Raw genomic sequence first — 22,484 nt, forward strand, 5'->3', positions numbered from 1 at the left:
CCGGTGTCGCCATAGCGTCGTCCGCATGGAGATGCGAGCACCGAATGCCGTCCATGTCGGACAGTCCGCCGACGCGGCGGTCCGGGTCGAACGGCTCACCCGCACGTACGGCACCGGCGCGCAGGCGGTCGCCGCGCTCGCGGGCGTCGACGTGACGTTCCACCGCGGCACGTTCACGGCGGTGATGGGGCCGTCGGGCTCCGGCAAGAGCACGCTGCTGCAGACCGCGGCGGGGCTGGACCGGTCCACGTCGGGCCGGGTCTGGGTCGGCGATACCGAGCTGTCCGGGATGTCGGAGACCAGGCTGACGAAGCTGCGCCGGGACCGGATCGGCTTCGTGTTCCAGGCGTTCAACCTCGTCAACGCCCTCACGGTGCAGGAGAACATCGTCCTGCCGCTGCGGTTGTCGGGCGCGCGACCGGACCATGCGTGGCTCAACCACGTGATCGACCGGGTCGGGCTGCGCGAACGCCTGCACCACCGGCCGTCCGCGCTGTCCGGCGGGCAGCAGCAGCGCGTCGCCATCGCCCGCGCGCTCGCCACCCGCCCCGAGGTGATCTTCTGCGACGAGCCGACCGGTGCGCTGGACACCGAGACCGCGGCGGACGTGCTGACCCTGCTGCGCGCGGTCGTCGACGAGCACCGGCAGACGGTCGTCATGGTGACGCACGACCCGGTGGCCGCCTCGTACGCCGACCGGGTGCTGGTCCTCGCGGACGGCCGGATCGTGCGGGACCTGCCGCAGCCCGGTGTGGAGCGCATCGCCGAGCAGCTGGCCTCGCTGGGCCGTCGCCGGGTGGTGGCGGCATGACGAGGCTCGCGCTGCAGATGCTGCGGCACCGGCCGGGTTCGGCGGTCGCCACGCTCGTCGCCCTCGCCGCCGGTGTCATGATCCTCATGGCGATGGGCACCCTCGTCGAGTCGGGGCTGCGCTACCGGCCGGAGCCGGTCCGGTACGCCGCCGCCGACGTCGTGGTCGCGCGCCCCGACATCACCGTCACCGCCAAGGACCTCGACGGCGAGGTGATCCGCTCGAAGGTGCGGCTGCCCGAGGGCGGCACCGTCCCCGCCGACCTGGTCGGCCGCATCCGCGCGCTGCCCGGCGTCGCGACCGTCGCGGCCGACGACCCGGTGACGGTCGTGCTGGGCTCCACCGTGGTCACCGGGCACGGCTGGGGCAGTGCCGTCCTGACGCCGTACCGCATCGTCGACGGGAACGCACCAGCCGGTGACGACCAGATCGCGGCCGACCGGCGGCTCGGTCTCACGGCCGGGCAGGAGACGGAGGTGCTCGTCGGCGGCGGCGCACGGACCTACCGCGTCAGCGGCGTCGTCGACGGGCCGTCCGCCGCGGTCTTCTTCACCGACGCGCACACCGCGACGCTGTCGGCGCACCCGGGCCGGGTCGCCGTCATCGGGGTCGTCGCGGCACCCGGGACGGACAAGGCCGCGCTCGCGACGGCGGTGCGCGGGCTCGCGTCCGAGGCGGGCGTGTACACCGGCGCCGACCGTGGAACGGTCGAGCAGACCGACGAACTCGGCGCGCGGGACCTGCTGATCCAGGCCGGCGGCGCGTTCGGCGGCTACGTCGTGCTGCTGATCGTGTTCGTCGTCGCGGCCACCGTCGGGCTGTCGGTGCGGCATCGCCGCCGCGACCTCGCGTTGCTGCGGGCCGTCGCCGCGACCCCCGGCCAGGTCCGCCGGATGATCATGGCGGAGGCGGCGGTGGTGGGTCTCGCCGCGGTCGCGGCCGGCGTGCCGGCCGGTTTCCTCGCCACCGGTTGGGTGCGCGACCAGCTGGTCGGCCGCGGGTTCGTGCCCGCCGCGTTCCCGATCTCCCACGGCGTGCTCGCCACCGTCGCGGCCGCCGGGGTCACCACGCTCGTCGCCGTGCTGTCCGCGCTGATCGCCGCCCGGCGGGTCACCGCGATCCGCCCCGTCGAGGCGCTCGGCGAGGTCGCGGTCGAACCGCCGCGCAGCGGCAAGGTGCGGCTGATCTCCGGCCTCGTCACCCTCGCCGGCGCCGTCTCGTCGAGCGCGTTCACCCTCGGCGCCAGCGGGCAGACCGCCCTGGCCGGTGCGGTCGGCATGCTGTACCTGTTCGTCGCCGCCGTCGGGCTCCTCGCACCGTGGATCAACCGGGCCGCCGCGAATGTGCTCGCCCCGGTGCTGCGCACGGTGTGGGGGCCCAGCGGCTACCTGGCGACCGCCAACCTCAGCGCGAACGCGCGCGGCATGGCCGCCGTGCTCACCGCGCTGGTGCTGTCGGTCGGCCTCGGCGGCTCCGTGTGGTTCCTGCAGGACAACCTGGAGCGGCAGACGCTGTCGCAGCGCCGCGACGGGCTGCTCGCCCAGCACGCGCTGGTGTCCCCGGCCGGACTGCCGGCTGGCGCGCTCGACGAGGCGCGGAAGGCCCCGGGCGTCCAGGCCGCCACGTCGGTGCGGCGCACGTCCGTCGTCATCAAGTTCCTCGACGGCGCGGAGCCGGTCGCCGCGCAGGCGGTCGACGGCACCGACCTCGCGTCCACAATGGACCTGCGGGTGCGTGCAGGGAACCTCGCCGACCTGAAGGGCGACACCGTTGCCGCATCGTCGATCCGGGCGTCCACGCACGGCTGGGACGTCGGCGACCGCGTCGAGTTCTGGCTCGGCGACGGTACACCCGTCAAGCTGACCCTCGTAGCGATCTATGACCGCGGCCTCGGGTTCGGCGACATCACCCTGACCCGCTCGACGGTCACGGGCCACACGGCACGCGACGCGGACGACGAGGTGCTCATCCGCTCATCCGGATCCGCCGACCTGCCGGCGCTCGCGGCCCGGTACCCCGGCGGCGCCGTCGTGGAGACCGGCAGCCTCACCCGCCGCCTCGCCGACGACCTCGCCGTCAGCGCGTGGCTGAACAAGCTGCTCGTCGGCGTGATGGTCGGCTACGCCGCGCTCGCGGCGGCCAACACGATGGTCATCGCCGCCCTCGCCCGGCGCCGGGAGCTGGCCGTGCTGCGCCTCGCGGGCGTCACCCGCGCCCAGGCCAGGCGGATGGTCCACGCCGAACAGGCCGGACTGCTCGGCGTCGCGGTCCTGATGGGCGCGTCGATCGCGCTGGCGACCCTGGCCATGGTGGTCAACTCGGTGACCGGCGAACCGGTGCCCTACGTGCCGCCGCTGGGCTTCGCCGCCGTGATCGGGGGCACGGCGCTGCTCGCCCTGCTCACCACCGTGCTGCCGATCGGGCGGCTGCTGCGGGTACCGCCGATCGAGCACATCGGCGTGAAGGAGTAGCCGCGGTCACGGCCTCCAGGCAGTGCTCCGCAGCCAGGTCTCCAGCCGCTGCAGGCCCGGGTGGGCGGCCCGCAGCGGCTGGAGGTCGACCGGCTCGGCGGGGTGCTCGTCGAAGAAGGCGAACATCTGCGCCGGCTGCGGGTCGAAGCCGCGGTGCGACCGGCGGGGTTCAGAGGGCGGCGGCCACGGCGGCGCGCAGCTCCGGGAGCCGGTCGTGCAGCCGGCCCGGGCACTCGGTGACGTTGAAGTCCTTGTGGCCGTAGATCTCCGAGGCCGGGATGGCGTACTGCCGGCAGGTGAACGCGCAGAACGCCACCAGACTGTTCCACAGGGCGGCCGGCGGCTGCTCCGTCAGGTAGGTGCCCTCGTTCTCGATGCCGATGGCCTGGTCGTTCTGGCCCTTGCAGTGTGAGCCCTGCACCATGGTCTGCCCGTGCAGCAGCGCGTACAGGCTGCCGTTGCGGCCCTCGGTGAGCCAGCCGCCGCGGCTGTTGGTGAAGTGCTGGCCGCTGTCGAGCCAGCCGTTGCCGTCCATGTGCAGGTCCTGGATGTCGCGGGAGTTCTGGAACGCGTGCGCCTGGGAGTAGTCCGTCGAGTTGGCCATCGCGGTGTGGTGCACGATGATCTTGTTCGGCCGGTACGGGTCGATGGTGAGCGGGCGGGACGGTGGGCGGGCGCCCCAGGTGCCGCAGTTGGCGATCGTGGGCTGTTCGACCGCGGCGGACGCCGGGTCGGCCGGGCCCAGCAGCGTCGCGGCGCCGCCGAGCAGGACGGCGCCGCGCAGGACGCCGCGACGGGTGATGCGGGGCATGAGCGCCTCCCAGGAGTGCCGGTGCCGACTTTCGAAGTTCATGGAAGTTCGTAAACTTCTTGCAGCGGGGCACGTTACGCCTGCTCAGTTGCCCATGTCTATCGATCTGGCTCACTGTAATTTTCTCGCAGAGTTCGACGGATACCTATTGAAAGTTTCCGACGTCCGTGAGCTAATCGGCGAAGCTATCTGCCAAACCGGAGCACACCCCCTCGAAGGAGGCGCACCGTGTCCAAACGACGGCTCGGCGCACTGGCAGTCCTGTCCCTGGCGGCCGCACTGGTCGCCACCGCCCTGATCGGCGCCCCGGCCTCGGCCGCCACCGTGACCTACGGTCAGGACGTCTCTGGCCATCAGGGCAACGTCAACTGGTCGGCGCAGTGGAGCGCAGGCTCCCGGTTCGCGTACATCAAGGCCACCGAGGGTACGTACTACACCAATCCCTACTTCGCCCAGCAGTACAACGGCTCGTACAACGTCGGCATGATCCGGGGCTCCTACCACTTCGCGATCCCGAACGGCGGTGGCGGCGCCGCGCAGGCCGACTACTTCGTCGGGCACGGCGGCGGCTGGTCCAAGGACGGCAAGACCCTGCCCGGGGCGCTGGACATCGAGTACAACCCGTACGGTGCCACCTGCTACGGGCTGTCGCAGTCGGGTATGGTCAGCTGGATCCGGGCGTTCCTGAACCAGTACCACACCCGCACCGGTCGCTGGGCCACCATCTACACGACCACGGACTGGTGGGTCACCTGCACCGGCAACTACAGCGGCTTCTGGGCCAACTCGCCGCTGTGGCTGGCCCGCTACAGCAGTTCCCCCGGGACGCTGCCGGCGGGCGCGCCGACCTGGTCGTTCTGGCAGTACTCCAGCAGCGGCCCGTTCGCGGGCGACTCCAACCAGTGGAACGGGGCGCTGGACCGGCTCAAGGTCCTGGCCTGCAACGGCCCCTGCTGAGCGGACCGCATCGCCCCGGGACGAGCGCTCGGGGCGATGCGGCGCCGGTCCACACAGAAATCAACAGTCAACTTGCTTATTGACAAGAATCTTTCCAGTCCGCCACGATGCTGAGAGCGCTCTCACGTCCGCCAACGCGGGGCGCAGGCATTGCTGTCCGCCGCATTCGGCCAGCTTTCCCCTTCGACGAAGGGTCATCCTCGTGGAAACTGCACAGACCAAACACAGTCGCACACGGCGACTGCCGCTCCTGATCGGCGCCGCCACGGCCGTGCTGCTGGCCGCCACGGTCGCCGCGCTGCCCCAGGCCGGGGCGTCGGTGCCGCCGACGCCCAGCGGCTGGACCCAGGTCTTCGCCGACGACTTCAACGGATCCGCCAACACCGGCGTCAACACCGGCAACTGGCTCTACGACCTCGGCCACGGCTACCCCGGCGGCGCGGGCAACTGGGGCACCGGCGAGATCGAGAACATGACCAACAGCACGCAGAACGTCTACCTCGACGGCGGCGGTAACCTCAACATCAAGCCGATCCGCGACGGGGCGGGCAACTGGACCAGCGGCCGCATCGAGACCCAGCGGACCAACCTCGCCGCGCCCGCGGGCGGCAAGCTGCGCGTCGAGGCCCGCATCCAGCAGCCGAACGTCAACACCGCCAACGGCGCCGGCTACTGGCCCGCGTTCTGGATGCTGGGCGCGGCGGCGCGCGGCACCGGCGCGACCGGCTGGCCCGGTATCGGCGAGATCGACATCCTGGAGAACATCAACGGCCGGCCCTCCGTGTTCGCAGCCCTGCACTGCGGGACCAACCCGGGCGGCCCGTGCAACGAGACCACCGGCATCGGCAGCGGCGAGCGCGCCTGCGGCGGTTGCAACTCCGGCTTCCACACCTACGCGGTGGAGCAGGACCGCAGCACGTCGCCGGAGCAGATCCGCTGGTACCTGGACGGCAGCAACTTCTTCACCATCAACGCCAACCAGGTCGACGCGACCACCTGGAACAACGCCACGCACCACGGCTTCTTCATCATCCTCAACGTGGCGATCGGCGGCGGCTTCCCGGCCGCGTTCGGCGGCGGCCCCTTCGCCTCCACCGTGTCCGGCGTGCCGATGGTCGTGGACTACGTGGCCGCGTACACCAGTGGCGGAGGCGGCAACCCGACGACCCCGCCGCCCACGACGGGCAAGGCCGTGAAGGGCCCCGGCGGCCTCTGCCTCGACGTCCGCTCCTCCAACAGCGCCAACGGCACCCCGGTCCAGATCTGGACCTGCAACGGCACCGGGGCGCAGCAGTGGACGTACGTCGAGGCGGGCAGCACCCTGCGCGCGTTCGGCAAGTGCCTCGACATCCCCGGCGGCGCCACCGCCAACGGCACGAAACTGCAGATCTGGGACTGCAACAGCACCGGCGCCCAGGTGTTCATCCGCCAGTCCAGCGGCAGGTACTACAACCCGCAGTCGAACAAGTGCCTCGACGACCCGAACGGATCGACGACGCCGGGCACCCAGGTCCAGATCTGGGACTGCAACACCTCCGCCGCGCAGCAGTGGACGCTGCCGCAGTAGTCGCTCCGCACCGGCCCGCAGGCGCCGCCCCTTCAGCGGCGTCTGCGGGCTTCGTCATTCGTGCTCTGGGCCCTGACCTTCGCCGAGGGCATCGTGTTCCTCCTCGGCGTCGTAATCTGGCTCCGGTCCCGCCACGCAATCGACCTCGGTCTCGCCGAGGGCACCCCGAGCGCGCCGAGGCGGTGCTCGAGCAGGCCGAGGCCTGAGGTCGGAGGCCCAGGTGGGTTCACGTGAGCGCATGCGCTGGCTGATGCTGGTCATCGGCATGCTGGCGATGACCGCCGGCAGCACGTTCCAGTACGGGCTGGCCTACCTGATCCCGGCGTTCCGCGACGAGGGCCTCTCCCTGGAGCAGACCGGCCTGCTGGTCGCCTGCCCCACCATCGGCGTGATGTGCACGCTCATCGCCTGGGGCGCCGCGGCCGACCGGTGGGGCGAGCGGGTCGTGCTGAGCACGGGCCTCGGGCTGGCCGGCCTCATCCTCCTCGCCGCCCGGTCGGTGCACGGCACGGCGGTCCTGGCCGTGTGCCTGGCCCTGGCCGGCGCGGCCGCCGCCTCGGTGCTGGCCAGCGGCCGGCTGATCCTCGGCTGGTTCGCCCGGCACGAGCGCGCCCTGGCGATGGGCCTCAGGCAGAGCGCCGGGCCGATGGGCCTCGCACTGGCTGCGGCCACGCTGCCCGCCCTCGCCGCCGCCGGCACCGGCCGGCCGCTGCTGTTCCTCGCGGTGCTGTTCCTGGCCGCGGCGACCGCGGCGTTCGTGTTCGTCCGCGGCCCGGACCTGCCGCCGTCCGCCGCCACCGCCGCGCAGCCGGCCTCGGCGTCGCCGTACCGCACACCCGGCCTGTGGCGCATCCACGCCGCCAGCGCGCTGCTGGTGATCCCGCAGTTCACGATCACCACGTTCGCGCTGGTGTTCCTCACCGACAGCCGAGGCTGGGCACCCCTCACCGCCGGGCACCTGCTGGCCGGCGCCCAGGTCTGCGGCGCTCTGAGCCGCCTCGGCGCGGGCTACTGGTCGGACCGCACCGGCAGCCGGCTGCGGCCCATGCGGATCATCGCGGTCACCACCGGCGTGGGCATGCTGGCGCTGGCCGCCGCCGCGGCGGCCGGATCGAGCCTGGCGGTGCCCGCCCTGCTGTTCCTGGGGGTGGTCGCGGTGAGCAGCAACGGCCTGTCGTTCACGGCCGTCGCCGAGTCCGCCGGATCCGCGTGGGCCGGCCGCGCCCTGGGCATCCAGACCACGGGCCAGAACGTGCTGACGGCCGCCACGCCACCGGTGCTGGCCGCGGCGATCGGCGCCGCGGGCTTCGCGCCGAGCTACGCCGTAGTGGCCGCGTTTCCGCTCATCGCCGCGGTGATCGTCCCGGTCGCGGCGGAGCGGACCGCCGTCGCCGCCGAGGCCGGACGGGCCGACCGGGCGTAGGAGCGGGCGGCCGCCTACCGCGCCTGGCCGGCCCGGTGGCCCAGCACCCGGTACAGCCGCAGCGCCTGCCGGCTGTGCTCCAGCGCGACCTCCGGCCGGCCCTGCCCCTCGTGCGGCGTGACCCGACGGCTGCTGAGGGTACCCGGGGCGCGGTCCGTCAGTAGCATGACGACAGCGGTCCGAGCGGTGCCCGCCATCGCGGATGTGGTCACGGCCGAACGGAGGTCGTCCGATCAACGCGTTCAACGAGACGGTCCGCGGCATGATGCTGCGGGGCAGGGGCGACGTCGGCGACGTCGAGCGGATGGAGCGGATCCTCGCCGACGCGGACGGTCTGCGGGTCGGCGGCCTGCTGCCGGAGGCCGAGGAGGCGTATCTGCACGCCTTCGAGGCGGTCGGCGACGCCGCCCACGCCGCGGTCGGCGGGCTCGGCCTCCGCGACGCCCGCCCGCCGGCCGGCCTCGCTCCGGCGCCCTCGGCCGGCGGCGGCCTGCGCGACCCGTGGCAGTGGGGCGCGTTCGTGGTTGTGGGGGCGGGCTGAGTGGACAGGCGGGCGCTGCTCATCGGCAGCCAGACCCACGGGCTGCGCGGCGTGCACGACGACGTCGCGTCGATGCGCGACGCCCTCGCCGGGTTCGGCTTCCAGGCGCGGACCCTGGTCGGGGAGCAGGCCGGCTACGACGGCATCGTGGACGCGTACCGCGCGCTGATCGCCGACACCGCCGACGGCGACGCGGTCGTCGTCTACTACTCCGGCCACGGCGCCCGCTACCGCAACCCACTCGCCGCCAGGGACCCGGACAGCCCGGCGTGGCTGCAGTACCTCGTGCCGACCGATCTGCCCGGTGCCGCCGCGGGCACGTTCCGCGGGGTGCTGGCCGAGGAGCTCAGCCTGCTGCAGTCGGCGCTCACGGCGAGGACCGGCAACGTCACGACGATCCTGGACTGCTGCCACGCGGCGCGGATGTCCCGCAACCCGTTGCTGCGGCCCAGGTCGCCGGCCCGGCCGGGCGCGTTCCCGTGGGCGGCGGTCCGCGGCGCCTGGGAGCGGCTGCGCGCCGACGCCCGCCCGCCGTGCACGCCCGGCCCGGCGCGCACATCCTGCGGGGGGTGCGCGGCGACAGCAACCCGCTCGCCGTCCGGCTCGTCGCGTGCGCGCCCGACGAGACCGCATACGAGCTGCCGGAAACGGCGTCGCGCCGCCCGCAGGGCGTCCTGACCGCGACCCTCACCCGGCTGCTGCGGGAGCCCGGAAGCGAGCGCCTCACCTGGCGGCAGCTCATCGAACTGCTGCGGCCCGCCGTCATGGACCTGGTGCCGACGCAGCGCCCCGAGGTGGCGGGCCCCGTCGACCGCTACCTGTTCCAGGCCGCCGAGCGGTCCGCCTCCGGCGTGCTGGCGGTGCGGATCCGCGACGGCGTGGCGTTCCTGGAGCACGCGGCGCTCTTCGCGATCGGCGCGGGCGACCGGTTCGCCCTCACCGCCCCGGCGCGCCGGTCGCGACGGCGACCGTCGACCTGGTGAGCGCCGGACGGGCCCGGCTGGCCCTGGACACCGACCCGGCGGCGTTGCCGGCCGGCGCCGAGGCGCATCCGTCGGGGGCGCGTCCGGGTGGCTGGCCGCCGCGGTCGTCCCGTCCGGGCATCCGCAGGCCGCCCGCGTCGCGGACGCCGTGCGGCACCGGGCGCACCTGCGGATCGCGGCGCCCGGCGAGGCGGTCGTCGGCACCGTGCGCCTGACCGGCGACGGCGCCCAGCTCCTGGACGCCCAGGGCGAGCCGCTGCACGCCGGGCCGCGGCCGCTCACCGACGCAGCCCTCGGCCGGCTCACGGCGGACCTGGGCCGGCTGGCCCGCGCGACGCACCTGCGCGACCTGGACACCGGCACCGGCGAAGCCGCGCTCGACGAACCCGCCGACGTGCGGTACATCCTGCTCAACGGTGGCACGGAGCAGCCGCTGGAACGCAGCGGCGCGCACCTGTTCACCGGTGACCAGGTCGTGGTCCGCGTCCACAACCCCGGCACCGCCCGCCGCTACGCCACGGTGTTCGACGTCGGGCTGCGCGGCGCCGTGACGCAGCTGACCACGTCGGAGCCGTCCGGGGTGGGCATCGGCCCCGGCGACACGTACGAGCTGTACCGGCTGCCGGGCAGCAACGCGCTGGCCGGCATGGAGCTGTTCTGGCCGCCGGACCTGCCGGCAGGCCCGCCGCGACCGGAGACCGTGGTCACCGTGGTCACCGACGCGCCGCAGGACCTCACCGGCCTGGTCCAGCGCGGCACCGCGACCGGCGGCGGCACCTGGACGGCCGGCCCCGCCGTCCGGTACCAGATCGAGCGGTGCACGTTCTACCTGCATCCCGGGCCGCGCCCGGCCGAGGCACCCCCGTTCGACCTCGATGAACGGCCGCACCCGTCGTTTCGGCTCGTGCCGCCGGAGCCCGCCGGTCCGGTGCCGCGCCGCGTCACCGTGCGGCTGACGGAGCTCGCCGCGCACGCCGGGCGGCCCGTCCGGGTCGACGCCCTGGTCGCGGCCGGTCCCACCCGGTGCAAGGCGACCACCGTCCGGGCCGGGGGAGACCATCTCCTGTTCGACGGGCCCGTCGAGGGCCTGCTGGAGCTCGCGATCTGGGTCACCGAGGGCGGCGAGGGCGAGCCGGACCTGGCCGACCTCCTGGCGACCGCGCCGGCCGGCGGCGATCCGTTCGCGCGGGCGGCCGCGGTCCTGCCGGACGGTGCGTGCGGCGCGTACCGGACCTGGTTCCTGCCCGACGACCGGTTCGGCGCCGGCGACCCGGTGCGCCGGCACCCGGCGGGCGGCCTGCTGCACACCGGGCGGATCTCGTTCGCCTACGAGGTCACCGACACCGGTCGATGAGCACCATTCGATGAAAGGGGTCCCGCGATGGCGGAGAAGCTTCCGGTACGCGACGTCGTCGTGCTGCTGCCAGGAATCCTCGGCAGCGTGCTGGAGCGCGACGGCAAGGAGGTCTGGGCGTTGTCGCCGGGGGCGGTCCTGCGCGGCCTGCTCTCCCTGGGCGGCAACGTCGCGGCGCTCGAGCTGCCACGCGACGACCCGGAGGCACCGGACCTCGGCGACGGCGTGGTCGCGACCAGGCTCATGCCCGACGTCCACCTGCTGCCGGGCTTCTGGAAGATCGACGGGTACAGCAAGATCCGGCGGCTGCTGTTCCAGCGCTTCGCGCTGCAGGACGGCGTCAACTGGTTCGACTTCCCGTACGACTGGCGGCGCGACAACCGGGCCGCCGCCCACCGGCTGGCGGAGCAGGCGCCGAAGTGGCTCGCGGAATGGCGCGACCGGTCCGGGGCGCAGGACGCGAAGCTGATCCTGCTGGCCCACTCGATGGGCGGTCTCGTCGCCCGGTACTTCCTGGAGGAACTGGACGGCTGGCGGGACACCCGCGCGCTGGTCACGTTCGGCACGCCGTACCGGGGCTCGCTCAACGCCCTGGACATGCTGGCCAACGGCTTCGTCAAGGGCGTCGGCCCGTTCAAGGCGGACCTGTCGGGGCTGCTGCGCTCGCTCACGTCCGTGCACCAGCTGCTGCCGGTCTACCCGTGCGTCGACGACGGCAGCGGCGCGCCCCGCCGGATCCTGGAGGCGGCCGGCCTGCCGCCCACCGTCGACGCGGACCGGGTCCGCGCGGCCGCGGGCTTCCACGCCGGGATCGCCGCCGCGGTCGACCGCAACGGCGGCTACGGCCGGTACGACATCCACCCCGTCGTCGGCATCTTCCAGCGCACCGGCCAGTCCGCGGTCGTGCGCGACAGCGGGCTCGTCGTGCTCGACCACGACGGTGCCACCGACGACGGCGGCGACGGCACGGTGCCGCGGGTGTCGGCGACGCCGCTGGAGCTCTCCGACGACCCGCGCGAGGTGTACGCCACCGAGTCGCACGCGTCGCTGCAGAACCTCGACTCGGTGCTGGTGCAGGTCATGGGCCTGGTCACGCGCAAGCCGCTGGGGGCATACCGCGGCTCGCCGTTCGACGGGTTCCGCCTCGAGGTCGACGACCTGCTGCCCCCAGGCGAGCCGGTCGCGGTCGCGGCCGCCACCGAGGGCCCGGCGCTGCGGGTGACGTTCGCGATGCAGGACGTCGACACCGGCCGGCGCGTCGAGGTCATGGCGGACCTGGACGCCGAAGGACGCGCCACGGCGCTGCTGCCACCGGCGGAGCCCGGGGTGTACCGGGTGAGCGTCTCCGACCCGGACAACGTGGGGCTGAAGCCGGTCACGGACCTCGTGATGGTCGCCGACGACCCGGCGGCCGAACGGATCGCGGAGCAGGCACAGGACTCCGCGGACCGGCGGCCGGCGGGGTGAGGTTGCACCGGCGTGTCCCGGTGCCCGCCGGGGTGGGTGTTCACCGCCGTGTTCCGGTGCCCGCCGGGCGCGTGTGAAATCGTTTCCTGCCTGAAAATGCTAGGCTGGAGCCGATGTCGCCTGCAGCACGCGAAGCCCGATCCACCCCGGACGACGCGTCCGATCCAGACGGGCAGCCGGTGCCCAGAGTGGCCCGCCGCCCGGTCGTCACCATGCGGGACATCGCCGCCACGGCCGCGGTGTCGCAGAGCACGGTGTCACGGATCCTCAACAACACCCCGACCAAGGTGCCCATCGCCGAGGGCACGCGGGAGCGGGTGATCCAGGCGGCGCGCCGGCTCGGCTACCGGCCCAATCCCTTGGCCCGCGGGCTGCGCGGCGCGCCGACCAACCTCATCGGCGCCGTGGTGCGCGACTTCAGCGACCTCTTCTACGCCGGCGTCATCGAGGCGCTGGTCCTGGAGTCGATGGCGCACGGCTACAACGTCGTGCTGGGCCACGTGCACGGCCACCTGGACGAGGCGACGTCGCTGACCACCGTGCTGGAGACGCGGCACACCGACGCCATCGTCCTGCTCGGCGACATGCAGGAGTTCCCCGAGCTCCTCGCCGACCTGCGCAGCTCCTCGGTGCCGGTGGTCGCGCTGTGGCAGGGCACCAGCCCGCTGGAGTTCCCGACGGCGGACGCGGACGACCGCGCCGGCATCCGCGAGGGGCTCGACCACCTGGCGTCCCTCGGGCACCGGCGCATCGCGTTCCTCAGCGCGGAGCTGCCCAACGGCTACCGGGTGCGCGAGGACGCCTATGTCGAGTTCATGGGCGAGCGCTTCGGCGGTGTCCCGGCCGGCTATCTGGAACGCTGCCCCAACACCCTCGCGGGCGGCGGCGTCGCGCTGCGGCGCCTGCTGGCCCTGCCGGATCCGCCGACGGCGGTGGCGACGTCGACCGACCTCGTCGCTGTGAGCGTGCTGCACGCCGCGCACAGCCTCGGCGCGACGGTGCCCGACCGGCTCTCGGTCGTCGGCTTCGACGACATCGTCATCGCGGCGCACACGGTGCCGGCGCTCACCACCCTGCGGATGCCCATCTCGGAGATCGTGCGGCACGCCATCGACCGCGCGGTCGCGCTCACGCACGACGCCGGCGGCCCGCGCGAGCCGAGCCTCGACGTGTTCAAGCCGACGCTCATCGTCCGCGACTCCACCGCCCCGCCGGCGGGCTGACGACGGTTCAGCACGGGATCCACACCCGCATGGCTCCGACCGCCCGGTTGGCCCACGCGTAGTAGGGGATGGCGCCGGCCGTCAGGTCGTCCGTGCGCCCGTGCCGGGTCACCGGCACGGTGATCCCGACCATCGCGGGGTCGAGGTCCGGTCGCGGCTCGGTGTGCGGCCGGCGCCGCGAATCCCAGATCAGGTCCTCGATCTCGGTCTGCGGCGGCGCGTCGGCCGCCTCGACGCAGTAGACGAGCGGGCCGCGCTGGACCGCGACGCAGCCGCGCACCGCGTCGACGCGCGGATCGGGCTCGGTGACCCGGATCGGCAGGTCCATGCTCAGTTCGATCGTGTCGCCTGGCTGCCACCGCCGCGTGCGCCGCATGGTGCCCTGCGCGAGGCGCTCGCTGCCGCCCGGCCCTTGCAGCGTCCCGGAGTTGCACCAGCCGGGCACCCGCAGCGACAGCGTCCACGGCCGGTCCGGCGTCTGGACGATGTGGACGGTCACCAGGCCGTCCCACGGGTATCGCGTGCGTACGGACAGCCGGACGTCGCCGGCGGGCATCGGCGCGTGGATGTCCGCGGCGGCGTACTGGTGCAGCTGCACCCCGTCGTCGTCGGCGGTCGCCAGGTACTGCTGCCACGAGCTCAGCAGCCGCATCAGGTTCGGCGGGCAGCACGCGCACGCGAACCACGGCGCCCGCGCCCCGTTGCCGGCCGCCTCGTAGGCCCGGTGGGTGCGCCGCTGCAGCGGGTTGGTGTAGAAGAACCGGGTGCCGGACAGCGAGAGCCCGGGCAGGACGCCGTTGAACATGGCGCGCTCGATGGCGTCGGCGTACCCGGCATCGCCGGTGGCCAGCAGCAGCCGCCAGGCGAGCATGACGCTGCCGATCGCCGCGCAGGTCTCGGCGTAGGCGCGGTCCGGCGGCAGCTCGTAGGGGTCGCCGAACGCCTCGTCCCGGTGCCTGCTGCCCATCCCGCCGGTCAGGTACGTCCGGGTGCGCATCAGGTCGTGCCAGCGACCCAGCACCGCGGCGAGCAGCTCGTCGTCGCCGAGCTCGGCGGCCACGTCGGCGGCGCCGCAGTCGAGGTACATCTGGCGCACCGCGTGACCGGCGACCGAGGCGGCGAGCCGCACCGGCTCATGGTCCTGCCAGTACGTGGCGCCGAAACGCTCGGCACCCGGCAGCAGTCCCCGGCCGCGCAGGTCGAGCATCCGCGCGGCGAGCGCGAGATAGCGCCGCTCGCCGGTGACGCGGGCCAGCTCGGCCAGTGCCATCTCGGCGCCCGCGTGCCCGTCCACGCCGGGCCGCCCGGCCGGCCCCAGCGCCGCGTCGGCGTGGTCGGCCGCGCGGGTCGCCACGGCGAGCAACCGGTCGTCGCCGAGGGCGCGGTGCCAGGCGACCGCCGCCTGGATCAGGTGCCCGAGGCAGTAGAGCTCGTGGCCCCAGGAGAGGTCGGTGTACGGCACCCCGTCGCCGACCACCTGCACGTAGCTGTTGAGGTAGCCGTCGGGGCGCTGCGCCGCGGCGACGACGACGATCACCTCGTCGGCCGCGGCGGCCAGCTCGCGGTCGGGGGCCCGTCCGAGCTCCCAGCCCACCGCCTCCAGCCACTTGTAGACGTCGGAGTCCAGGAACGGGAAGGTGGCGCCGACGCTGTCGGCCCGGGCCTCGTACCGCCCGTCCGCGCCCGCGGCGACCCGCAGGTTGTCCAGGGTGCCGGCGCGGCGCAGCTGCTGCAGGCCGTGCGGGATGGTGCGTTCCCGGTTGATCCGCACCCGCTCGGCCCAGAAGCCGTCCACGAGCTCGAAGCGACCGGCGTCCAGCGGCCGCAGCCGGGCCCGTCCCGTCGCCGAGGGCTGCACGACCACCGCGCTCACTTGACTGCTCCGCTCATCAGCCCGGCCACGTAGTACCGCTGCAGCAGCAGGTAGACGAGCACGCACGGGACGACCGAGATCGTGACGCCGGCCTGCAGCATGCCCCAGTCCGTCCCGCCGAGGCTGGTCTCGGTCCGGGCCGCGGCGAGGATCAGGGGCAGGGTGAACTTGTCGCCGGCGCTCATCATCACCAGCGCGCCGAGGAACTCGTTCCACGACGTGATGAACGCGAACAGTGCGACGGTGACGATCGCCGGTACCGTCGGCGGGACGAAGATGCGGATCAGAATCTGCCAGGACGCGGCCCCGTCCATGATCGCGGCCTCCTCGAGCTCTCGTGGGACGGCGGTGAAGCTGTTGCGCAGGATGTAGAGGCTGAAGGGCAGCTGGATCGCGGTGTGCAGCACGGCGAGACCGACGAGCGAGTTCGTCAGCCCGATCCGGGCGAACATCAGGAACATCGGCGTCAGCAGCGCCTGGTACGGCACGATGAGCGCCAGCAGGAGCACCACGAAGATGACCTCCTTGCCCGGCACCGGGAACCGGGCGAGCGCGTAGGCGGCCGGGACGGTCAGCAGCAGCGTGAAGACGATCGTCAGCACGGCGGTGCCGAGGCTGTTGGCCAGGTAGGTCGGCAGCCCCTCCTGGTAGCTCCAGAGGCGCTGGTAGCTGTCCAGGCTCACCCCGTGCGGCAGGTAGGTCGGCGGGGCGGTGGCGGCCTCGGCCGTCGGTTTGACGGAGGCGGCCACCGAGTACAGCAGCGGCAGCAGCATGACGGTGCTGATCGCGATGCACGCCGCGCCGAGCAGGTAGCCGGTGCGGCCCACGCGGACCTGCACCGCGACGGTGCGGGCCCGCAGCACCTCCAGGGTCGCGGTCACGCCTCGCTCCGCCGGGTCAGCCACAGTTGCACGACGGTGAACGCCAGGATCGTCAGTGCCAGCACCAGCGACAACGCGGCGCCGTAGCCGAGTTTCAGGTACGGGAACGAGTTGAGGTAGACGTAGAAGACCGAGGTCGCCGTCTCGTTCTGCGGCTGCCCGGCGGTCATGATGTAGAACTGGTCGAAGGCGAGCAGCGAGCCGATCACGCTGATCAGCGTGACCAGCAGCACCGTGCGCAGGGTCAGGGGCAGGATCACCCGCCGGACCCGCTGCCAGTAGCCGGCGCCGTCGACCAGGCTGGCCTCGTTGATCTCCGTCGGGATCGCCTGGATGGCGCCCACGAAGAGGATCATCCCGAAGCCGAGGACCTTCCACACCACCGAGACGATGATCGCCGCGTTGGACACGTCGGCGTCCACGCCGAGCCAGAGCACGGGCTCGTCGACGACGCCGAGGTCCAGCAGGACGCGGTTGAGCACCCCGAAGTCGCTGCTGAAGAGCCAGTACCACAGCAGGCTGGACACGCCCAGCCCGATGACGACCGGGATGAACACCACGGTCCGGGTGAGGCTGCGCAGCGGCGAGTTGTGCGAGGTGAGCAGCGCCAGCAGGTAGCCGCCGACGATGAGCAGCGGCGTGATGATCGCGGTGTACTTCAGCGTGAACAGGAACGAGACCCAGAACTGGTGGTCGGTGAGGGCCTGGCGGTAGTTGTCCAGGCCCACCCAGCGCGCCGGTGTGATCAGCGACCAGTTGTGCAGCGACATCCAGATCATCTGGGCCAGCGGGTACACGGTGAACGCCAGCACGAACAGCAGTGCCGGGGCGAGGTAGGCGAGCCCGGCCCACCGGCCCCGCCTGGCTCTCTGCACGGCCGGCCCCTACGACTTGTCGGCGATGCTCTTCATCGCCTTCTTCGCGTCGGCGATGACCGTGTCGAGGTTGTCGTCGGTGTAGTAGGCCCGCTGCATCATCTTCAGCCACGGCCCCTGCGGGGAGTTGATCTGTTCGAAGAACGTCAGCGTGTAGGGCATCCGGCCCACGGTGAGCGCCTTGGCCACGTCCTGCACCAGCGGCTCGGCCTTGAAGTACCTGTTGTCGACCATGTCGGCGCGGGTGGTCAGGTTGAGGGCCTTGGCGTACACCTCGACCTGCACCTCGTCGGAGAGCAGGAACTTCATGACGTTGACCGCGTCGTTGACCCGCTTGCTGCCCTTGGGCACCACGACGAGGTCGCCGCCGATGAAGGAGGCCGAGGAGCCGGCGGTCATGCCCGGCAGCAGCGCGACGCCGAACTTCATCGACGCGTTCTGCTGGCGCGCGAGCGTGATGTTGAAGTTGCCGGTGCCCATCATGCCGACCTTGCCGGTGCCGAACTGCAGGTGGAAGGTCTCGCCGTTCTCGGTTCGGTCGCCGTCGTGGACGTTGCCGGCCTTGACCATGTCGCGGGTGAACTGCAGGACCTGCTTGACCCCGTCACCGGTCAACGGCTCGTCGCCCGGGCCCTCGGCCTCGATCTTGGCGCCGGACGCCCACATGAGCGGCCCGACGGTGAAGATGTTGCACCCGGCGCAGTTGCCGGGCAGGTAGTAGCCCTTGACGTCGCCGCCCAGCGCGGTGATCTTGTCGGCGTAGGCGCGCAGCTCCGCGAGGCTGGTCGGTGGCTTGTCCGGGTCCAGGCCGGCCCGCGCGAACAGGTCCTTGTTGTAGAACAGCGCCGACACGTCGGCGTACAGGGGGACACCGTAGAGCCGCTTGTTGAAGGTCGCGACCGTCATGTGCCCCTTGCTGGCCGTCGCCAGCTCGGACCAGCCGCTGATGCGGTCGGTGAGGTCCACGAGCTGCTGCGCCTTCTCGAACTGCGGCGCGTAGATCAGGTCCATGCCCATGAGGTCCGGCACCTGGCCGGACGCGATGCCCTGCGCGATCTTGCCGACCATCTCGGTGTGCGGGATGTACGTCAGCTTGATCTTGCAGTCGGGGTTCTTCGCGTTCCACGCCTCGACGAGCTGATCCACCATGTCCTTGTTGCCGCCCGAGCGCTCCCACATGGTGATCTCGCCCTTGCTGGCACAGCTGGTGGTCGCCGCCGGGGCCTTGCCGGCATCGGTATCCGTTGACTCGGCGCCCTGCGAGCAGCCCGCGATCCCCACCGCGGCCGCGGCAGCGACCGCTGGGACGGACAACCTGAGACGACTCCTCATCCCACGCTCCTCCGTGTCGAGGACCCGGCGTCACCGAGCGGCGGGACGATGCGCGCAGGCCCTGGCCAGAAGCACCGTACTCCGGACTGCATACGATTGCATACATTCGTTTTCACATCGAGACCGATGAGCTTGCCCGGTGCTGGACGAACCCGGAGAAACCCGGCCGGGTGTCACCGGCCGGCGATGATCACCCGGCTGCGGGCGGCTCGCCGGCCCACGCGGCACGCAGCAGTGCCGTGACGCCGTCCCGGGTGACCGGACGCGGGTTGGCGTAGGGGCTGCCGATGGCAAGGTCGACGATGCGGCCGACGGCGGCCTCGGGCATGCCGAGTTCGCGCAGCGACCGGGGTGCGCCGAGCCGCCCGGCCAGCGCCCACAGCGCATGCGCCGGATCGCCGGCGCCGCCGAGCGCACGGGCGAGCGCGGCGACCGCCCGGGGCGCGGCCGGGGCGTTGTAGGCGAGCGCGTGCGGCAGCACGACGGTGTGGGTCTGCGCGTGGGGCAGGTCGAGGGCGCCGCCGAGCGCGTGGCAGAGCTTGTGGTGCAGCGACATGGTGGTGGCACCGAGCACGGCGCCGCACAGCCAGGCGCCGTACTGGGCGTCGCCGCGGGCGTCCAGGTCGGTGCCGTCGGCGACCACCGCGGGGAGTGCGGCGGCCAGCGCCCGCACCCCCTCCTCGGCCATGAGGGAGATGATCGGGGAGGCGTCCGGGGCGTAGAGGCCCTCGACGGCGTGGGCGATCGCGTTGATGCCGCTCGTCGCCGACAGCCCCGGGGGCAGGCTCACCGTGAGCGCCGGGTCGTAGAGCACGCTGACCGGCAGCACCCGGGGATCCCGGCCGGTCCGCTTGACCCCGCCCTCGGTCAGCCCCCAGATCGGTGTCATCTCCGAGCCCGCGTACGTGGTGGGGACGGCGATGACCGGCAGGCCGTGCGTGAGCGCGACGGCCTTGCCCAGGCCCACCGCGGAGCCGCCGCCCACGGCGACGCAGCCGTCCGCACCGAGTCTCCGGGCGCTGTCCCGGGCGGCCTGGGCCGTCTCGATCGGGACGTGCATCCGGGCGCCGGGCAGGACACCGGCGGCACGGCTGCCGAGGGCGTCGGCGACCAGCTGCCCGGTGGCCTGCTGCTCGGGCGAGCACAGCACCAGCACCCGGGACAGTCCCAGACCGGCCACCTCGTCGGGAAGCCCGGCCAGTGATCCCGCACCGAAGCGCACCCGCATCGGCAGCGCCGAATACACGAACGCGGGCGTCACGCCGGGCCCTCGTGGGCGTCGCCGCGCAGCAGCGTGATGTCGAAGGTCAGTGCCCGGAACGGGTTCGCCATGCCGGTGGCGGCGGCGCGGGCGGGGTCGTCGACCTCCGGCACGTCCCGGATCAGGCTCTCCTTGACACCGAACACGGCGTCGGAGTCCAGGTACGGCGAGTCCGCGACGAACACGTGCGTCGTCACCGGGCGGTGCCCGGGCGCGGAGACGATGAAATGCAGGTGCGCCGGCCGGTAGGGATGCCGCCCGGTGGCGGTGAGCAGCTCACCGACCGGGCCGTCGGCCGGGATCGGGTAGTACCGCGGCACGGCCGAGCGGAACCAGTACCGGCCCTGCTCGTCGGTGGTGAACAGGCCACGCAGGTTGCCGGCGGGCTGGACACCCGGTTGCTGGACGTCGTAGAAGCCGTCCTCGTTCGTCTGCCACACGTCCACCCGCGCACCCGGCAGTGCGGTGCCGTCCGGCCCTGTGACCCGGCCGGACACCAGGCAGGGCACGCCCTTGCCGTCGAGGTTGATGTCGTCGCCGAGCCGCCGGTCCGGCGAGCGCACCTGGTGGAACGGCCCGAGCACCGTCGACTCCGTGGCGACGCCACCGGTGCGATGGTTGACGGTCTCCACCAGCATGGAGACGCCGAGCACATCGGAGAGCAGGATGAACTCCTGGCGGACGTCGGTGCAGGTCTGCCCGGTCCGGGTGAGGAAGCCGATGCCGGCGGCCCACTCCTCGTCGGTGAGGTCGACCTCCTTCACGAAGTCGTGCAGATGGCGCACGAGCGAGGACAGCACCTGCCGCAGTCTCGGGTCGGCGGCGCCCGCGAAGCTCGCCGCCACCACGTCCGCCGAACGTTCCTCGCTGAACCCCATGCCAGCTCCTTCAGCCAGGGTGGTCCGTAGGGAATGCCACCTGTGAGTATGCGGCGGTTCCGGGCAGCGGTGGCCGCGACTGCCGGTCTGAACTCCGTCGCGCGGACGGGGGAGCGACATGCAACGGTGCTGGCCTCCTCCCGGGAGGGCGTCGTGCAGGTGCACGCACGGCCGGTGGCCTGCTGGGCGCGTTCGCGGCCCCTGACGGGAGCCGGGCGCTGCTGTGGACGGGCAACGGCCGGCTGACGCTGCCCGCCGACGGTTCGGCGCCGCCCACGCCGGCGTTCACCGAGGTCGAGGGCGTCACGCCGACCACCTACCTGTTCCGGCTGACCTGGATCTGAGCGTGGGCAGGTCGCACACCTGGACGATGGTGCGCGGCGACCGGTCAGCCGACCACGCAGGAGACGTGGAAGTCGTCGGCGTAGACGACCGCGACCCCGCCCTCGCCGAGGACCGCGAGCCGGATCGTGACGTCACGCGGCCCGGGAGTCCAGCTGCCGGAGTAGAAGTTGGCGTAGGTCGCGTTCGTCAGGTGGTGCGTCTGGACGGTCTCGTACGTCCAGGTCGACGTCCGGATCACCTCGACGTTGACGGTGGCGTCCGACGTCGAGGACCGGATGGCGGCCCGCATGCTGCACCGGCTGGCGCCCGCGGGCAGCCGCACCGAACGGCCGAGCGACCGCCACGCACCCGGGGTGCCGGCCGTCGAGCCGATGACGGCGGAGTGGGTGCCGGTGTTGGCGGACGGGGCGTACGAGGTGACGTAGGCGGGGTCGCAGGTGACGTAGGGCGGGCACCGGTAGCCGCAGCCCTCGCAGTCGTCGTACCACGCCGACGTGCTGCCCTCGAAGCCGTCGTCGAACGACCACGACGTGGCCGCGAGCGCGCGACCGCCGGTGCCGAGCAGGAGCGCGCCGACGGTCAGTACCGTGACGATCGCGTTGCGTAGATGACGATGCATGGGCGCGGACAGTAAACGCGCCGCCGCCGCGCGGACAACCACCGCTGCGCGCCCGGCCCCCGGCACCAGCGCCGGGCACCTGAAACTTCCACGGCTGCCGCCGTCGGGGCCGTCCAGTGCTTGTTCAGTCCGTGTCCAGCACTGCACGCGAGACTCGACCCGACCGTCCGAGCCCGGACGGATGACCGTGAGGAGTCACGATGCTCAAAACGTTCCCAGCACGCGCCGTGGCGGCCGTGTCGGCGGTGGCCGCCGTGGCAACGGGTGTGGCGGCGTTCCCCGGCACCGCCCACGCCAACGACTACTTCGGACCCGTGGTCTCCTGCCCCGGCGATCCGAACATCATCTGGAAGCAGTTCTCCGTGGGCCGCGACGTGCTGCTGCGGGAAGGCTTCCAGTACACGATCCTGTCGGCGACGCCGAAGTTCAACGTCAGCGACAGCCGGTCGGTCACCAACAACCTGACCACGCCGGTCCAGGTCGAGTTCAACTCGATCCGGTCGCAGACCTACACCGTCACCGTCGAGCGGGGCACCTCGCAGCAGCTGGTCGACAAGGTGAACGAGACGGTGTCGGTCACCGTCCAGGTGCAACGCACGAGCAGCATCGGCGTCAAGGCCTCCTTCGAGGTGCCGGCGATGACCACGGTCGTCGGCGAGTACGGCGTGCACTCCTACAACGTGTCCTACACGGCCCGCCGCCTGCTGTGGCGCTACAACAAGGGCTACTGCTACGACCAGGGCACCGTGGCCGGCACCACGAACGCACCGACCGCCGCGGAAGGCTGGCTGTTCCGGAACGCATGACCGGCG

General features: G+C 72.7%; 21 protein-coding genes. 12 read left to right on the forward strand and 9 right to left on the reverse strand.

Features of this window, described 5'->3' with window-relative positions:
• Positions 1-25 precede the first annotated feature (25 nt).
• Both OHA72_RS35670 and OHA72_RS35675 read left to right on the forward strand, forming a co-directional pair.
• Positions 26-811 (forward strand): ABC transporter ATP-binding protein, encoded by a 786-nt coding sequence (locus tag OHA72_RS35670; protein WP_327000448.1) that lies wholly within the window; start codon positions 26-28, stop codon positions 809-811.
• The gene (locus OHA72_RS35675; protein ID WP_327000449.1) at positions 808-3,282 is read left to right on the forward strand and encodes an FtsX-like permease family protein; all 2,475 of its coding nucleotides are present in this window, start codon (positions 808-810) and stop codon (positions 3,280-3,282) included. The genes OHA72_RS35670 and OHA72_RS35675 overlap by 4 nt, the downstream gene beginning before the upstream one ends.
• A 169-nt stretch (positions 3,283-3,451) precedes the next feature.
• On the opposite strand, the gene OHA72_RS35680 is transcribed toward OHA72_RS35675, so the two are convergent.
• Positions 3,452-4,135: a peptidoglycan recognition protein family protein gene (locus tag OHA72_RS35680; protein WP_327000450.1), complete on the reverse strand. Its 684-nt coding sequence runs from the start codon at positions 4,133-4,135 to the stop codon at positions 3,452-3,454.
• A gap of 186 nt (positions 4,136-4,321) precedes the next feature.
• Between OHA72_RS35680 and OHA72_RS35685 the strand changes: the two genes are divergently transcribed.
• The 3 genes from OHA72_RS35685 to OHA72_RS35695 all read left to right on the forward strand — a co-directional run bounded on the left by OHA72_RS35685 (position 4,322) and on the right by OHA72_RS35695 (position 8,040).
• Positions 4,322-5,050: a lysozyme gene (locus OHA72_RS35685; RefSeq protein ID WP_442788370.1), complete on the forward strand. Its 729-nt coding sequence runs from the start codon at positions 4,322-4,324 to the stop codon at positions 5,048-5,050.
• A 202-nt stretch (positions 5,051-5,252) separates the two neighbouring features.
• Positions 5,253-6,617: a ricin-type beta-trefoil lectin domain protein gene (locus tag OHA72_RS35690; RefSeq protein ID WP_327000451.1), complete on the forward strand. Its 1,365-nt coding sequence runs from the start codon at positions 5,253-5,255 to the stop codon at positions 6,615-6,617.
• 220 nt (positions 6,618-6,837) lie between these two features.
• Positions 6,838-8,040, forward strand: a complete 1,203-nt coding sequence (locus tag OHA72_RS35695) for an MFS transporter (RefSeq protein WP_327000452.1) — start codon at positions 6,838-6,840, stop codon at positions 8,038-8,040.
• Between the two features lie 14 nt (positions 8,041-8,054).
• Here OHA72_RS35695 and OHA72_RS35700 read toward each other — a convergent pair whose 3' ends face one another.
• Complete coding sequence (locus OHA72_RS35700) at positions 8,055-8,207, reverse strand: hypothetical protein (RefSeq protein ID WP_327000453.1); 153 nt, start codon at positions 8,205-8,207, stop codon at positions 8,055-8,057.
• Positions 8,208-8,302: 95 nt separating this feature from the next.
• Between OHA72_RS35700 and OHA72_RS35705 the strand changes: the two genes are divergently transcribed.
• The 6 genes from OHA72_RS35705 to OHA72_RS35730 all read left to right on the forward strand — a co-directional run bounded on the left by OHA72_RS35705 (position 8,303) and on the right by OHA72_RS35730 (position 13,608).
• Positions 8,303-8,581, forward strand: a complete 279-nt coding sequence (locus OHA72_RS35705) for a hypothetical protein (RefSeq protein WP_327000454.1) — start codon at positions 8,303-8,305, stop codon at positions 8,579-8,581.
• On the forward strand, positions 8,582-9,259 hold the full coding sequence (locus tag OHA72_RS35710) for a caspase family protein (protein WP_327000455.1): 678 nt from the start codon (positions 8,582-8,584) through the stop codon (positions 9,257-9,259).
• Entirely contained in the window at positions 9,151-9,564 is a 414-nt protein-coding gene (locus OHA72_RS35715; protein WP_327000456.1) for a hypothetical protein, read from the forward strand. Before OHA72_RS35710 ends, OHA72_RS35715 begins: the two co-directional genes overlap by 109 nt.
• Before the next feature lie 148 nt (positions 9,565-9,712).
• Positions 9,713-10,918, forward strand: coding sequence for a hypothetical protein (locus OHA72_RS35720; RefSeq protein WP_327000457.1), 1,206 nt, complete (start codon positions 9,713-9,715; stop codon positions 10,916-10,918).
• A 27-nt stretch (positions 10,919-10,945) separates the two neighbouring features.
• Positions 10,946-12,385 carry an alpha/beta hydrolase gene (locus tag OHA72_RS35725; protein WP_327000458.1) on the forward strand — a complete coding sequence of 480 codons (1,440 nt, stop codon included), beginning with the start codon at positions 10,946-10,948 and terminating at the stop codon, positions 12,383-12,385.
• Positions 12,386-12,498: 113 nt separating this feature from the next.
• Positions 12,499-13,608, forward strand: coding sequence for a LacI family DNA-binding transcriptional regulator (locus OHA72_RS35730; protein ID WP_327000459.1), 1,110 nt, complete (start codon positions 12,499-12,501; stop codon positions 13,606-13,608).
• A 7-nt stretch (positions 13,609-13,615) separates the two neighbouring features.
• Here OHA72_RS35730 and OHA72_RS35735 read toward each other — a convergent pair whose 3' ends face one another.
• From OHA72_RS35735 to OHA72_RS35765, 7 genes are all read right to left on the reverse strand, one after another.
• The gene (locus OHA72_RS35735; RefSeq protein ID WP_327000460.1) at positions 13,616-15,481 is read right to left on the reverse strand and encodes a glycoside hydrolase family 127 protein; all 1,866 of its coding nucleotides are present in this window, start codon (positions 15,479-15,481) and stop codon (positions 13,616-13,618) included.
• Entirely contained in the window at positions 15,478-16,362 is an 885-nt protein-coding gene (locus tag OHA72_RS35740) for a carbohydrate ABC transporter permease (RefSeq protein ID WP_327000461.1), read from the reverse strand. The genes OHA72_RS35735 and OHA72_RS35740 overlap by 4 nt, the downstream gene beginning before the upstream one ends.
• On the reverse strand, positions 16,359-17,237 hold the full coding sequence (locus tag OHA72_RS35745; protein ID WP_327000462.1) for a carbohydrate ABC transporter permease: 879 nt from the start codon (positions 17,235-17,237) through the stop codon (positions 16,359-16,361). The genes OHA72_RS35740 and OHA72_RS35745 overlap by 4 nt, the downstream gene beginning before the upstream one ends.
• Positions 17,238-17,246: 9 nt before the next feature.
• Entirely contained in the window at positions 17,247-18,569 is a 1,323-nt protein-coding gene (locus OHA72_RS35750; protein ID WP_327000463.1) for an ABC transporter substrate-binding protein, read from the reverse strand.
• Positions 18,570-18,759: 190 nt separating this feature from the next.
• Positions 18,760-19,830, reverse strand: a complete 1,071-nt coding sequence (locus OHA72_RS35755; protein ID WP_327000464.1) for a maleylacetate reductase — start codon at positions 19,828-19,830, stop codon at positions 18,760-18,762.
• Positions 19,827-20,708: an intradiol ring-cleavage dioxygenase gene (locus OHA72_RS35760; protein WP_327000465.1), complete on the reverse strand. Its 882-nt coding sequence runs from the start codon at positions 20,706-20,708 to the stop codon at positions 19,827-19,829. Before OHA72_RS35760 ends, OHA72_RS35755 begins: the two co-directional genes overlap by 4 nt.
• A 388-nt stretch (positions 20,709-21,096) precedes the next feature.
• Positions 21,097-21,672, reverse strand: a complete 576-nt coding sequence (locus OHA72_RS35765; RefSeq protein ID WP_327000466.1) for a hypothetical protein — start codon at positions 21,670-21,672, stop codon at positions 21,097-21,099.
• 200 nt (positions 21,673-21,872) lie between these two features.
• Between OHA72_RS35765 and OHA72_RS35770 the strand changes: the two genes are divergently transcribed.
• Positions 21,873-22,478: a hypothetical protein gene (locus OHA72_RS35770; RefSeq protein WP_327000467.1), complete on the forward strand. Its 606-nt coding sequence runs from the start codon at positions 21,873-21,875 to the stop codon at positions 22,476-22,478.
• The last annotated feature ends 6 nt before the right edge of the window (positions 22,479-22,484 follow it).

The sequence above is a fragment of the Dactylosporangium sp. NBC_01737 genome (genome assembly GCF_035963215.1).
In the GTDB taxonomy this organism is placed as follows: domain Bacteria; phylum Actinomycetota; class Actinomycetes; order Mycobacteriales; family Micromonosporaceae; genus Dactylosporangium.